Source organism: Acinetobacter bereziniae LMG 1003 = CIP 70.12, assembly GCF_000368925.1.
Lineage (GTDB): Bacteria > Pseudomonadota > Gammaproteobacteria > Pseudomonadales > Moraxellaceae > Acinetobacter > Acinetobacter bereziniae.
Map to the genome: position 1 here is coordinate 2,862,598 of NZ_KB849756.1, position 13,582 is coordinate 2,876,179.

The 13,582-nt window shown below is 36.8% G+C and carries 17 protein-coding genes; 12 read left to right on the top strand and 5 right to left on the bottom strand.

The genetic code is table 11. The annotated features are described in order from the left end of the window. Positions 1–47 precede the first annotated feature (47 nt). The 5 genes from F938_RS23250 (at position 48) to F938_RS23270 (ending at position 3,781) form a co-directional block, all read left to right on the top strand. Positions 48–740, top strand: a complete 693-nt coding sequence (locus tag F938_RS23250) for a TetR/AcrR family transcriptional regulator (RefSeq protein ID WP_004826666.1) — start codon at positions 48–50, stop codon at positions 738–740. An 83-nt stretch (positions 741–823) separates the two neighbouring features. Then, positions 824–1,690, top strand: a complete 867-nt coding sequence (purU, locus tag F938_RS23255) for a formyltetrahydrofolate deformylase (RefSeq protein ID WP_004826668.1) — start codon at positions 824–826, stop codon at positions 1,688–1,690. A gap of 219 nt (positions 1,691–1,909) precedes the next feature. Next, on the top strand, positions 1,910–2,725 hold the full coding sequence (locus F938_RS23260; protein WP_005035655.1) for an energy transducer TonB family protein: 816 nt from the start codon (positions 1,910–1,912) through the stop codon (positions 2,723–2,725). A gap of 28 nt (positions 2,726–2,753) precedes the next feature. After that, entirely contained in the window at positions 2,754–3,377 is a 624-nt protein-coding gene (locus F938_RS23265; RefSeq protein WP_005035657.1) for a MotA/TolQ/ExbB proton channel family protein, read from the top strand. Then, entirely contained in the window at positions 3,377–3,781 is a 405-nt protein-coding gene (locus tag F938_RS23270; protein WP_004826673.1) for an ExbD/TolR family protein, read from the top strand. Before F938_RS23265 ends, F938_RS23270 begins: the two co-directional genes overlap by 1 nt. A 91-nt stretch (positions 3,782–3,872) precedes the next feature. Here F938_RS23270 and msrA read toward each other — a convergent pair whose 3' ends face one another. The 3 genes from msrA to F938_RS23285 form a co-directional block, all read right to left on the bottom strand. Continuing rightward, complete coding sequence (msrA, locus tag F938_RS23275; protein WP_005035659.1) at positions 3,873–4,394, bottom strand: peptide-methionine (S)-S-oxide reductase MsrA; 522 nt, start codon at positions 4,392–4,394, stop codon at positions 3,873–3,875. Between the two features lie 427 nt (positions 4,395–4,821). Continuing rightward, positions 4,822–5,475: a haloacid dehalogenase-like hydrolase gene (locus F938_RS23280; protein ID WP_005035662.1), complete on the bottom strand. Its 654-nt coding sequence runs from the start codon at positions 5,473–5,475 to the stop codon at positions 4,822–4,824. A gap of 72 nt (positions 5,476–5,547) precedes the next feature. Beyond that, on the bottom strand, positions 5,548–6,264 hold the full coding sequence (locus F938_RS23285; protein WP_227567183.1) for a FadR/GntR family transcriptional regulator: 717 nt from the start codon (positions 6,262–6,264) through the stop codon (positions 5,548–5,550). 157 nt (positions 6,265–6,421) lie between these two features. Between F938_RS23285 and F938_RS23290 the strand changes: the two genes are divergently transcribed. The 4 genes from F938_RS23290 to F938_RS23305 all read left to right on the top strand — a co-directional run bounded on the left by F938_RS23290 (position 6,422) and on the right by F938_RS23305 (position 10,419). Next, complete coding sequence (locus tag F938_RS23290) at positions 6,422–7,300, top strand: fumarylacetoacetate hydrolase family protein (protein ID WP_005035665.1); 879 nt, start codon at positions 6,422–6,424, stop codon at positions 7,298–7,300. Then, positions 7,297–8,076, top strand: coding sequence for an alpha/beta fold hydrolase (locus F938_RS23295; protein WP_005035668.1), 780 nt, complete (start codon positions 7,297–7,299; stop codon positions 8,074–8,076). Before F938_RS23290 ends, F938_RS23295 begins: the two co-directional genes overlap by 4 nt. Positions 8,077–8,205: 129 nt before the next feature. Further along, positions 8,206–9,564 (top strand): metal-dependent hydrolase family protein, encoded by a 1,359-nt coding sequence (locus F938_RS23300; protein WP_005035669.1) that lies wholly within the window; start codon positions 8,206–8,208, stop codon positions 9,562–9,564. Positions 9,565–9,639: 75 nt separating this feature from the next. Next, on the top strand, positions 9,640–10,419 hold the full coding sequence (locus tag F938_RS23305; protein ID WP_005035670.1) for a hypothetical protein: 780 nt from the start codon (positions 9,640–9,642) through the stop codon (positions 10,417–10,419). Between the two features lie 232 nt (positions 10,420–10,651). Here the strand turns inward: F938_RS23305 and F938_RS23310 are convergent, their stop codons facing one another. Continuing rightward, on the bottom strand, positions 10,652–10,990 hold the full coding sequence (locus tag F938_RS23310; protein WP_004826681.1) for a protein tyrosine phosphatase family protein: 339 nt from the start codon (positions 10,988–10,990) through the stop codon (positions 10,652–10,654). 126 nt (positions 10,991–11,116) lie between these two features. Between F938_RS23310 and F938_RS23315 the strand changes: the two genes are divergently transcribed. The 3 genes from F938_RS23315 to F938_RS23325 all read left to right on the top strand — a co-directional run bounded on the left by F938_RS23315 (position 11,117) and on the right by F938_RS23325 (position 12,888). Next, a complete protein-coding gene (locus F938_RS23315; RefSeq protein ID WP_004826684.1) occupies positions 11,117–12,013 on the top strand; it encodes an alpha/beta hydrolase in 897 nt (298 codons plus the stop codon). Then, positions 12,014–12,445 carry a thioredoxin TrxC gene (gene trxC, locus F938_RS23320; protein ID WP_004826686.1) on the top strand — a complete coding sequence of 144 codons (432 nt, stop codon included), beginning with the start codon at positions 12,014–12,016 and terminating at the stop codon, positions 12,443–12,445. 74 nt (positions 12,446–12,519) lie between these two features. Beyond that, positions 12,520–12,888 (top strand): acyl-CoA thioesterase, encoded by a 369-nt coding sequence (locus F938_RS23325; RefSeq protein WP_181447883.1) that lies wholly within the window; start codon positions 12,520–12,522, stop codon positions 12,886–12,888. 71 nt (positions 12,889–12,959) lie between these two features. Here F938_RS23325 and F938_RS23330 read toward each other — a convergent pair whose 3' ends face one another. Continuing rightward, complete coding sequence (locus F938_RS23330; protein WP_005035674.1) at positions 12,960–13,475, bottom strand: nuclear transport factor 2 family protein; 516 nt, start codon at positions 13,473–13,475, stop codon at positions 12,960–12,962. Positions 13,476–13,582: the final 107 nt, after the last annotated feature.

Below are 13,582 nucleotides of genomic sequence, written 5' to 3' on the forward strand. Positions count from 1 at the left end.
AAGTCACTTTATGTTAGCTTGTGCTAACGGTTAAAAATGGTAATAGGATGTCAAGCTCCAAAACTTTGAAAACGAAAGATCGAATTTTGCAGATTAGTCTGCAACTTTTTAATGAACGCGGAGAGCGTGCAGTTACGACAAATCATATTGCAGCTGAGCTTGGGATTAGTCCTGGAAATTTGTATTATCATTTTCGAAACAAGCAAGAAATCATTAAAGAGTTGATGGAGCAATATCAAAAAGAAACATTAGATATGCTTTCATTACCCGATGACCGTAAAGTCAATGCAAATGATAAGATTCGTTATTTTCAAGTTTTGAGTAGCCAACTTTGGGAATATCGTTTCTTACATCGTGATGTTTATCACTTAATAGAAAATAATGATGATTTTAGAAAAATATATCCTCGTTTCGCTGGAAAAGTGATGCAGCAGGGACAAAAAATTTATCATGCCTTTGTTCAAGCGGGCTTGATGCAGATGACAGCATCTGAAATTGAAGCGTTGATTATCAATATTTGGATTGTACTGACCAACTGGACAAACTTCCTTTATATGTCTGGGCATTTGAGTGATTCCAATCATTTGGATGAAAAATGGATTTGGCAAGCGTTACGTCAAATGGTGTTTTTAGAAGGTCCGTATTTGCGTGGTGAAAGCCGTGAAACCTATGAGCGCTTGTTGGAAAGTTTTGGTTCTTCAGAATTATTTGCAAGTTTATCGGCAGTAAAACACGATTGATGCCGAATCAAGATTGAAAGCTGCTAAAAAAGCGTTAGAATACTCGGCTGTTTTAAACTAATTTATAAGTGATATCCTTCAACATGAACATGACTACTGCCAACACAGCACGTCTACTGATTACTTGTGAAGACAAGCCAGGAATCGTGCAAGCTGTATCGAGCTTTTTGTATCATCAGGGCGCAAATATTACCGCGCTTGATCAATACGCAACTGAAGCTCAGGGCGGACGTTATTTCATGCGTGTTGAATTTGAACTTGACCATTTGCAATCTCGTCGTGAAAGTCTGATCCAAACTTTTGCAAGTAATGTTGCTGAACGCTATAGCATGCATTGGCGTTTAAGCTTGGTGAGCGATATTAAAAAAGTAGGTATCTTGGTCTCTAAAGTCGACCATGCTTTACTTGAGTTACTTTGGCGTCATTCACGTGGCGGTTTACATTGTGAAATCACACAAGTGGTTTCAAATCATGAAGATTTGCGTGAGTCAGTAGAGAACTTTGGTATTCCTTTCCATGTGGTTCCAGTCAATAAAGAAAATAAGCGTGAAGCGTATGCGCAAATTGATGAACTCATGCAAGGCAATGACTTGCTGGTACTTGCACGCTATATGCAGATTCTTGATGAAGAGTTTGTACAAAAATGGGAAATGAAGGTGATTAATATTCATCATTCATTCTTACCTGCATTTGTCGGCGCTAATCCTTATAAGCAAGCCTATGAAAAGGGTGTGAAGTTGATTGGTGCAACAGCCCATTATGTCACAGCTGATTTGGACCAAGGACCAATTATTGAGCAAGATGTAGAACGTGTAAATCACGATTTTACTGTTGAGCAATTACGTGAATTAGGTCAGGATGTTGAGCGTAATGTTTTGGCAAGAGCAGTCAAATGGCATCTTGAAGATCGTATTATTGTCGATGGCAACAAGACTGTTGTATTTCAATAATATGTGAATGTTGGGTAAATTTTTAAGATGAAAAAGGGATGCTTTAAGCATCCCTTTTTATTTTTTTATTTGTAAAAATGATAAAAAACGCAAAAAAAGCTGTTGCAAATGAAAACACTTCTCATTTATCATTGTTGCACTTTAATTGTTCTATCCGATGAGCTTAATCTGTAAATTGACTATTTTACAGTTTACTCAATTTTAGGTATTTAGATTCTTATGAGTCAGTCTTCCTCTGCACCACTTCAAACGCCTCCACCGATGAAGAAAAAAGTCCTTGCTGCAGTCTTAGCAGTTATTGTTGGGCATGTAGGTGTATTGTGGGGAATCAGTAATATGAAGGCTTTTGAATTACCACAAATCAAGAAAGAACCTTTAAAAATCAAATTTTTAAAGCTCAAAGAAGATGCTCCACCACCGCCTCCACCTCCTGTTGAACAGATCAAGCCTAAAGTTAAACCCAAGCCGGTAGAGAAGAAAATCGAACCGAAACCTGTGGTTAAACCGAAAATCATTGAACAAAAAAAACCTGTTGTAAATGACGATCGTGCAAGAAAGCTTGAAGAGCAGAAACGTTTAGATGATCAAAAACGTTTAGAAGATCAGAAGCGTATGGATGAGCAAAAACGTCTAGATGAGCAAAAGCGTTTAGAAGATCAAAAACGTTTGGATCAACAGAAGCGTGAACAAGAGGAACGTGATCGTCAGCGTCGTGAGCAAGAACAAAGAAATACGCCACGTAATGTAAGTGACGGACAAGTGTCTTGGAATCGCAGTCCTCGAATTGCAAAAGACCAGTTACTTAAACTGATGTCACCTGAAGATGGTACAAAGGTTGTAAATCTTGAAATTACCGCAGATGCGAATGGAAATATTACCAATGTACGTGTGATCCAATCGAGTGGTAACTCAAGTTTAGACAGTTACGTTGTTAAACAGACACAATCTGCAAAATTTAAAGCCTACAAAGAAAATGGCACTGGTGTACCATTTAAAATTAGGCAGGATTTTGCGTTGTCAGTCTCTAAAAAATGATTTTTTTTAAGAATTAGGAAATGTGCATATGAACTTTTCAGTTTATTGGCAACATGCTGATGCGGTCAGTAAAACACTGTATTTCGTGTTATTGGCAATGTCTATTGCAACGTGGACTGTGTTCATTTTGCGTATTTTGGGCACGCGTCAACTCAAGCAGGTTGCTCAAGACCATCTCGCTCAAGCGTTGAGTGCATTAAAGACAAAACTTACCCCACTTGGATTTGACCAACGTAAAGCAGTTGCAGAACAAGCTTTATTGCGTCAGATTTCAGTAGAGAAAGCCAATGCTGAAAAGGGTGTTTCTGTATTAGGTACCATTGCTTCACTGGCACCATTTGTGGGTTTATTTGGTACAGTATGGGGAATTTTCCATGCATTGGTTGCTGTCGGTAAAAGCGGTCAAGCAGGTTTAGCGCAAGTTGCAACACCTGTTGGTGAGGCGTTGATCATGACAGGGCTTGGTCTTGCAGTCGCAATTCCTGCTGTATTGGCGTATAACATCTGTGTACGTTTCAATCGCACTTTGTCAAATGAATTACAAGATCAAGCACATGGTTTATTGATTGATACGATGTTGCAGCAAGAATCTTCAACAAAAAAAGTTGAAGCTGAAGCAACAAATAAAGGTTTAGTTGGAGGTCAAGCTTAATGGCTTTTCAATTGGGAGAAGACAACGATTCTGGCATGAATGAGATGAATCTTATTCCGCTGATCGATATTATGTTGGTATTGATGATCATCTTCTTGGTGACAGCAACCGTTGCTAACCCATCGATACCGTTAACCTTACCGAAAACTACCGCTGAAGTGAATGCTCCACCTCCTGAAGCCATTACGATTAGTATTAATCAGCAAGGCGAAGTGGCTTGGAATGATCAAATCATTACTTTAGATGAATTATCAAAACGATTTGATGAAGCAGGACAAAAAGCTGTTAAACCAGCTGTTCAGCTAAGAGCCGATAAAGAGTCGCGTTATGATACTGTTGCACAAGTGATGTCACGTGCAAGTGAGGCAGGATTAAATGATCTTGCGTTTATGAGTGATAATTAATAAATAACAAGAAAATGATAATATTTTTTAAAACCTCCCTGATGGGAGGTTTTTTTATACGGATTTTAAACGCTTTAAATTTTAAAAAGACTTAATCTTTGAGTAAGTCTTGGAATTGGCTATGTAATTTGAGCAGTTTAGGAGGAATGGCAAAATTACAGTATCCCTGCGCAGGGTTTCGAGCAAAGAAGTTTTGATGATATTCTTCCGCAGGATGGAAGATTGGGGCTGGACTGAGTTCAGTGACAATATTTAGCCCATCTGCTTTGAGTTGCTCAATAAAGCTTTCAGACTCGACCTTTTGCTGTTCATTGAAATAATAAATGACAGAACGGTACTGTGTGCCAATATCATTGCCTTGACGGTTTAATGTGGTTGGATCATGTATCGCAAAAAATACAGTGAGCAATTGTTGATAGCTGATCTGTTGTTCATCGAAATCAATCAAAATCACTTCAGCATGATTGGTATCTCCATTGCAAATCGCCTCATAGGTAGGATTGGTTGTATGCCCACCAGCATAACCACTTACCACCTTTTGAACACCTTTAAGCTGTAAAAAAACGGCTTCTGTACACCAAAAGCAGCCACCACCGAATAAAGCTTGTTGCATTGAGAAATCCTTTTATTATTGAATAGGAAAAATATATGATCAAAATGATCATAGCGTGAATGATGTGATTGTGTCATATCACTATTTCAGAATAGATAGTATTACAACCTGATTAAGTTGATCAGTCAGTGGAAATTGTAGCTAGATTTAACATCAAAAAAATATAAATAAATTGTCAAAGCTTATTGCATTCGTGTGAGTAAAAGACATTTGAAAAAGAATGCTTTTGGTATCTCAACCCAATACAAGATTGAGATTTACCTTATATTTGTCATTTTGATTTGTGCAAACCCCTGATATGAAATCAAGAAAAAATTAATTTTTGATGCTTTTTTTGAATTGCATAAGCTTTAAAAACAATTATTTAGTGTGAGATCGATTGTGTTAAATCGACTCGAAATTAGGTGGAATTGCACACAGATTTAAGTTAATTCCATTTTAAATAATGAATATTTTTAAGTTTGTTATTTAATTCTCTTTGCTCCTCACTATTAATTAAATAAGGGTGCTGACTATTTATTAAAATCGGATAATCTTCTTCAATATCATCAGTATATGTTGCTAACCATGGTGAGTTTATACCAAGAAGCTTTAATCGTTTAAGTTTTTCTTCGTGCCTACAATGGATTCCACTAATCCATCCCCCCATTTTATTTTTTAGTGGTGTCCCAATAACATTTATATTTAAACCTAAAGTTTTGAACAATTCTCGTGCTAGAAGTTCTGGGGCTGCTGTCACTATGATAATTTTTCGATCAGCTTTTAAATGTTTTTTTAATTCAGAAATACCTTTATCAAACCAATATAAATTTGTATTAGAAGAAGTATTAACTTCAGTTGAGAAGATTTTGAACCTTTCTATCAGTTGATTTCTATTCAGCCCGAATGTGGCGATCCATAAAAAGAATGAAGCTCCAATGGACTTATATTTCTTAACTTTCATTAGAGGAATCGCTATAGGCATAATAGAAATTGCCCCAATAAACCTGAGAGGATGTGATTTTAATTGTTTTATTAACCAGACTCTTGTGGAGTCTGTTGATAGAAGTGTTCCATCTAGATCAAAAACAACAAATTCCATAGTTTGTCTTAATCCATTTCAGTCGTTTTTCTAAAATTAACATATCACATAATTGTAAAGTTTTTTTAGTTGTTAGACTTCTCCAATCATACCATTTCTAATTTCTATTAAGTGATTATACACAGCAATACTCGCTGCTTTCGCATCACGTTGGCATAACGCATTTACAAGTGCACGATGTTGGGCGCGATATTGACTTAAACGCTCAGGCGTTAGACTACGCTGTTTTAAAGATTCCCATTCTGGTTGTTTGCGAACCCCATTTATAGCTTCATAAAGATCCGTTAGAAGATTATTATGGGCAGCAGCTAAAATAGCTTGATGTAACATTCCATCCCAATATTCAAAGTCTCGTACAGTAGTGGTTTTCTCACTTTCTTCTAAACAATAGTTAATGTGCTGTAAATCACGTCCAGAAGATCGTGTTGCAGCTAGCTCAACAAATTGGGGCTCTAGTAATAAACGTAATTCCATGACTTCGGCAGGACTAGCCCCATATATTCTTTGTAATAATGATTCGGCTTCATTATTACTTTCAGTTTTAGGAATAGTTGCGACGAAAGTACCACGACCTACATGGCGTGTAATTATCCCTTCACTTTCTAATTTATCCATAACTTTTCTCAAAGTGTTACGAGCAATACCAAACTGTTCAACTAAGTCTCGTTCAGCAGGTAAGCGATAGCCCACTGGCCAAATTTCGTCATTTATACACTTATGAATGTAGTGTAATAGTTCAACGCTGCTGTTTTGTGCTTTTTTTCGCACCCCTTTTATAGAGCCTTTCATAGAGAAACCATAACTTATAAATTGAACCAATTTTAAACCAATTAAATAAAAAAGTCTATATTTAATTGGATATGGTTTATTTTTTGTTGACATTATAAACCAATGTATTAATAATGGTTCATGAAATATGGATATTGGTTTAAAAATGGTTTAAAATATGAAGATATTAACTTTTCGCAATACAAATGGTCAAAATACTGTAGCTCAACTAACATCTACAGGAAATGTTCAGCCATTAGCTTACCCAGACGGCAGACCTGTTAATGATCTACAGGCTTTAATTGAAAGCAATCTATCATTAGCCTTACTTAAGTTTGATGGCCCTGAGCTAACTTTTGATTCAATCAAATTGCTAGCTCCAATTCCTCAACCAAAACGAAATATTTTCTGTGTGGGTAAAAATTATATTAACCATGCTCACGAATTTACTAAGAGTGGATTTGATGCTGGGCAAACTGCCAAGGATGCAATTCCAACAGATCCTATTGTATTTTCTAAAACACCTGAAACGGTAATTGCTCACAAAGATAAAATTTGGGAGGCTGAGGGTGTAAGTGATGCTTTGGATTATGAAGCAGAATTAGCTGTTATTATTGGTAAAGGTGGCCGTGGAATTTCAAAAGAAAATGCTTTAGATCATGTGTGGGGCTACACAATTATTAATGATATGACAGCTCGTGATTGGCAAAAACGTCACAAACAATGGCATTTAGGAAAGTCATTTGATACGTTCGGTCCAATGGGTCCAGTTATTGTAACAGCAGATGACATCGATGCCAGTAATTTAAATCTTAAATGCTGGATCAATGGTGAACTTCGTCAAAATACTAATACTCGAGACTTAATTTTTGACATTCCAACTTTAATTGAAACAATATCTGCCGGTATTACACTTATACCTGGAGATATTATTGCAACTGGTACACCTGAAGGTGTTGGCATTGGTTTCAATCCTCCACGTTTTCTTAAGCGCGGTGATGTAGTTGCTATTGAAATTGAAGGAATTGGCCTCCTTGAAAATGAGATTGGCCTATGAGTTCTGTAAATATTAATAATCTTTGGGTTGAAGATTCAGGAATTGGCGAAGAGGTAGTTCTACTTATTCATGGTTTGGGCGGTAGTTCTAACTTTTGGTCTCCAATACTATCAGTTTTTAGTGGTTATCGAACTATTCGTCCAGATTTAGCAGGAGCTGCACGTAGTACTAAATGTGTTGAAAAGTTAAGCATTCGTAGCCATGTTTCTTCGTTAATTACGATTTTAGATGAACTTGGTATTAATAAAATACACGTTGTTGCTCATTCAATGGGTACTATTATTGCACAACATTTAGCTGTTTCTCATCCTGATCGCGTACTGTCATTAGCATTATTCGGTCCATTAACAGCACCTACTGATACAGCACGTGAAGCAACGCGTAACAGAGCAAATCAGGCGCGTACAGGGAATATAGCAATGCAAGAAATTGCAGATGCTATTTGTCAGGCAGCGACTAGTGCTGAAACCAAAAAGGACCGACCTGTAGCATTAGCTTTAATACGTGAATCTATTATGCGTCAATCTGCCGAAGGTTATGCATTAAATTGTGAAGCATTAGCTGAAGCACAAGCTGCGGATATTAAGAAATTAATAATACCTGTATTACTTGTAACTGGTGATGAGGATCGTGTCGGCACACCAGAGGGAATTTTGGCAATGTCTGAACAATTGACTGATCATTATCAATTTATTCTGAAGGGATGTGGTCACTGGACCACTTATGAAAAGCCTTTTGAATGTATTCGCATTTTAGCGGATTTTTATAAGATTTAGTTAAATTGTAAATTCATCAAGGAAAGATTAATTAACAAGATGACTTATGAATAGTCCGTTGAAAAATAATTTTAATGGACTTTCATAAAAGTCTCTAAAAGAAATATTCAATTATTTTAGGATAAAAGTATGGAAACTATAGCTATTACTAATGTATTAATTTTTGACGGAACTGGTACTGATCCCTTCAAAGGAGAAGTATTGATTGAAGACAACCAAATCAAAGCAATTGCTCGAGATGGGCAATATTTGGAAACTGGAGATGCTAAAATTATTGATGGGCATGGTGCTTTCTTAATGCCAGGTATGACAGAAGGGCATACCCATTTTTCATGGAATGATCAGCCTAGTTTATCTGCTATCCAATTTATGCCTCCTGAAGAGCATATTGTTTGGTGTATACGTGTTGCAAAACGTTACTTAGAAATGGGATGGACAAGTGCATTAGGAGCAGCAACAGCAAAACCAAGATTAGATGTCGTAACTCGTAATGTCATTGAAGATAAGCTTTTCCCTGGTCCACGCTACCTTGCTGGTAGTCAAGAAATAACAACATCAGGAGGATTAGGTGATAATACACTCCCTCATCTTACCGACCCTGCTATGAATTTTGGTCAAGTTTGTAATGGACCAGAAGATATGCGTCGTATAGTACGAATGTTTGTAAAATATGGAGTTGACCACTTAAAGATCAATTTGTCTGGTGAATATATTACAGGTATTCCAGCTGAAGCTAACCCATTTTCTGAAGAAGAAATTGCTATGTTAGCTGCTGAAGCTAAACTTGCAGGTAAACGAGTTGCGGCTCATGCGCGTTCCAATGAGTCTGTTAAAGCATGCGTAAAACATGGTTTTGAACTCGTATTTCATGCGAGCTTTGCTGATGATGAAGCCATAGATATGTTAGCAGAAAATAAAGATAAACACTTTGTGGTACCAGGTTTAGGTTGGTTGATAAATACAATTTACAATGCTAGTGAATTTGGCATAACAGAAGAAATTGCTACCAAAATGGGATATAAGCGTGAACTCGAGGTAGCATCAGAAACACTTTCTAAAATGCATAAACGTGGTATTCGAATTTTACCAGGTGGGGATTATGGTTTTGCTTGGATGCCTCATGGTACTAATGCACGTGATTTAGAATATTTAGTTCAATATGTTGGCATGACTCCTAAAGAAGCATTATTAGCAGCAACAAAGCATGGTGCTGAATTAATGATGAGATCAGATGAATTAGGTCAAATAAAAGAAGGTTACCTTGCTGATATTATTTTGGTTGATGGTAATCCACTTGAGAATTTAGCTCTACTTCAAGATCCAGAAAAAATATTAATGGTTATGAAGGATGGTGAAATTTTTAAAAATGTTAGAACTATACTTCCTCCGCGTGGTGTAATTCATTCAGTTTATGGTGGCAATCCACTTGTAGAATCAGGTATACGCAAAGTAGCACCAATAGATCCAATGGATTCTTATACCTCTTAACTTTTTATCAATGGTTTTACCCTTAATTGATGAATAGGGTAAAACCAGCCTTCATACATATAAGGATATTTCGCCATGGCTCATTTAAATTGGCTAAAGGGTGTGTTTTTTTTCGCCTATATATTTTCTACAAATACTTCTGCTGAAAATTTTACACTTAATTCATTTTCATTTTTAATTACGAACCAAGCTAAACCTGATGCAATCTATGGCTATGGAAGTAATGACAAAGATTTACAAATGTTTCAATATGAACATTTTAGTACGCATAATTGGGGTGATATTTATTTTGATGCTGAACTATTTTATGGGAATGATGTCGGAACTCCAGTCGAAAATGGCAATAGCACACAACATTTATTAGTACTCAATCCCCGTTTAAGTATAGGAAAGCTTACTAATAAGCCACTAGATTGGGGGCTAATTAGTGATGTTAGTTTAATAAGTCGTTGGGAAGCTAGTAGTTATCCATCAAGTGATCGGTTCCTAGCACAAAATTATGGATTTTCTTTAAACTTTGATGTTCCTGGTTTTTCTTGGTTTGAATCAGGAGTGCTTTATCGCGATACTAATTTTGATCCAGACACTTGGTTATGGCGTACAGTCTTAATGTCCAAACCATTAGTAGTCAAAAACCAAAAACTCCATTTTAATCTTCTTTCTTTAATTAATGGAAGTACTAATAATGGTACTGAAGTATTTGAACGTGGCGATATCCTATGGGAAATAGGGGGAAATTCTAAAGCTCAAGTAGGAGTAAGGCTTGAATATGCAAGTTATGATAATGATCCACTAAAATTAAATGGAAATTATGACAGATTTACTCCATTTTTAATGTTTAAATATACTCCTTAGTGGATAAAATAATATTATTTGATTACAAGTAGTTAATCTCTTTAAAAGATTATAATGAATTAATTTCCTAAAATTAACGTACCATAACTTATATAATGGGCTTTATTTTCTTTAAATCAATATTTTAACTTAAGCCATTCCAGTATACTGAAATGGCTTTAATGATTTTCATATTCCAAAATTAATCAAGAAATAATGCTTCTCAATGGTATTTGTTTTAATGAAACAATCTTTATTCGTCGTCTAATAAGTCCATTTGCTTAGCAATTTGATAGAGGTTATTTGAACGATTGCCTGTGCGACAGAACATAAGGACCGGTTTTGGAAGCTCGTTAAAACGATTCGCAAACGTTCTGACATCGACTTCTGTAATTTGTCCTGCAACAACAGGTAAAAATACATAATCTAACCCAGCAGCACGTGCTGCTTCTTCGATCTGTGCGCTGGTAGGCTGTTCTGAACCACCCTCTAAATCAGGGCGGTTATTGATGACAGACTTAAACCCTTTCTCTGCAACTTGAGCAATATGTTCTGGACCTATTTGACCTGCGAAACCAACATTTTCACTCATTTCGTCACTCCTATATTATTTAAAATCAAATATGCTATATATAATAGCATTAAGCTCAGAACTGAGTTTGGACTACAAAAGATTTATAAAAGAAATATCTATAAAAGATAACGCAATGGAGTGTGTATGTACGCATATACAGTTGAACCACTGTATGTCCCGATCGGGCAAGAAGTTATAGCCGCAGATTTTTATCGTCCTAAAAACTTAAAGAAACCAGCTGTAATCATTATGGCACATGGCTTTGCTTGTCTTAGACAATTTAGACTGATTGCATATGCACAAAAATTTGCGCAAGCTGGTTATGCGGTTGTGCTCTTTGACTATCGTTTCTGGGGAGGGAGTACCGGCTTTCCCCGTGAACTGATTTCTTTACAAAATCAGATGGAAGATTGGAAAACGGTCGTTAATTATGTGGCAACACAAAAGAAAATAAATTCTAAGAAAATGGTGTTATGGGGGACATCGCTGAGTGGTGGTTATGTATTGAGCCTTGCCAGTGAACTTAAAAATGTTCAAGGGATCATGGTACAGGTACCTTATGTCGATGGGGCAGAAACGGCAAAATCATTCCCGATTCAGCAGCTTCCTAAAGCTTTAAAAATATCCAGTCAAGATTATATGGGGGCAAAAGTTGGCATGCTGCCACGTACCTTACCTGTCGTGCATCCCTATGACCTTTGCTTCATTCCAACCAAAGACAGCTACAACGGTTATATGTCGATTGTGCATCCTGATTATTTTTGGAGTGGTGAAGTTCCTGCACGAGTTTTCTTTAATTTAATTCGTTTTAGACCAATTCAGACAGTAAGAAGTATTAATGTTCCTGTGTTATTTATTGCTTCTAAAAAAGACAGTTTTATCCCAATAGAATCTAGTCGAGAAACGGCGACGAACATAGCACCTTTTGTGCAATATCATGAGTGGGATATGGCGCATTTTGATATTTATCACGGGAAATGGTTGGAAAAAGCAATTTTGACCCAATTAGACTTTTTACACCAACATATAGGAGTGAGCTAGATGATTATCGTATGTCCATCATGTGGCGCAAAAAACCGTGTTCCTGAAGACAAGCTGAATGCGCAGCCGAGTTGTGGGCAATGCCATCAAAATCTTATACCACTTGCTCCAATTGAATTAAATGAACAGAATTTTAGTAATTTCGTCAGTCACAGCGACTTACCTATCCTGATTGATTTATGGGCAGAGTGGTGTGGTCCATGCAAAATGATGGCACCTCATTTTGCCCAAGTGGCGGGCAGTAATCCCAATGTGGTTTTTGCCAAAATTGATACAGAAGCCAACCCTCGTTTGAGTAGTGCATTTAATATTCGTAGCATACCAACCTTGGTTTTAATGAATAAAACCACAGAAGTTGCTAGAATTAGCGGTGCGTTACGGGCTAACCAATTACAAGAATGGTTAGATCAACAATTGAATGCCCTTAAGTAATTCACGGGCTCGGAGTTATTGTGTCAGATTCTCATGTAAAACCTGAAGGTACACTGTCTTTACAAACCATCGCAATGCCAGCAGATACAAACTGGAGTGGTGATGTTTTTGGTGGTTGGATTGTTTCACAAATGGACTTGGCTGGCGCTATTCATGCAGAACGTTTTAGTAAAGGGCGTTGTGCAACTATTTCGATTAATCAAATGACTTTCCTTGTTCCAGTGAAAGTGGGTGATGTGATTAGTTGTTATACCAAAATTTTAAAAGTGGGGAATACCTCCATTCAAATGCAGATTGAAGTGTGGGACAGTCACGACAGTTCACGTGCTGCCAAGCGTGTGACAGCAGGTGTATTCACTTTTGTTGCTGTGGACGTTACAGGGAATAAACGACAAATTCCTGAGGATGTAAAACAAAAGCACCTTGCATCACAAACAGTGTGATGGCTTCAACTAAAAAATCCCAACATTGTTTGGGATTTTTTTATGGGTTCGAACAGTACAGATTTGCTGTTTCAGAACATGGTGTTTTGATTGGCACTTGTCTCAGGAACGGGTTGTCGTACATCCCAGTGTTCAACAATCTTGCCATTTTCAACTCTAAAAATGTCGATGATCGCAACACCTCGATCTTGTGGATTCATTGTGGAATGAACATGCAGAAATACTAAATTTCCTTCAGCGACCGCACGTTTAATCACACTTTTTGCTTCCGGATTGTCTTGAAAATATTGGGTAAAGTAGTTCACAAATGGTGCTTTGCCGTCAGGAACACGTGGATTGTGCTGAATATACTGTTCACCAATATAGCGATCAGCATAAGTTTTGACTTGGTGTTTCTGAAATACACCCTCATAAAAATCAGTCACAAGCGCTTTGTTCTGTTGTGCAAGCTGGTTTGCCGCCACGACTTTTGTGCTGTTGTTAGTGAGGTTGGAGTTGATTTGATTTTGGGCACATGCTGTTAAAAATAAAACAGGACTCAGCATGAGCGTCAATACAATTAATTTAGGTGGGATATTGGATTTCATGATTATTCTCAATATTTCAAGATGATGTTTTAACATCATCTTGATGAATAAATATTGATGAATATAGTGACCAATCGTCATTCATTATGGGGACTTTAGTAATTTTT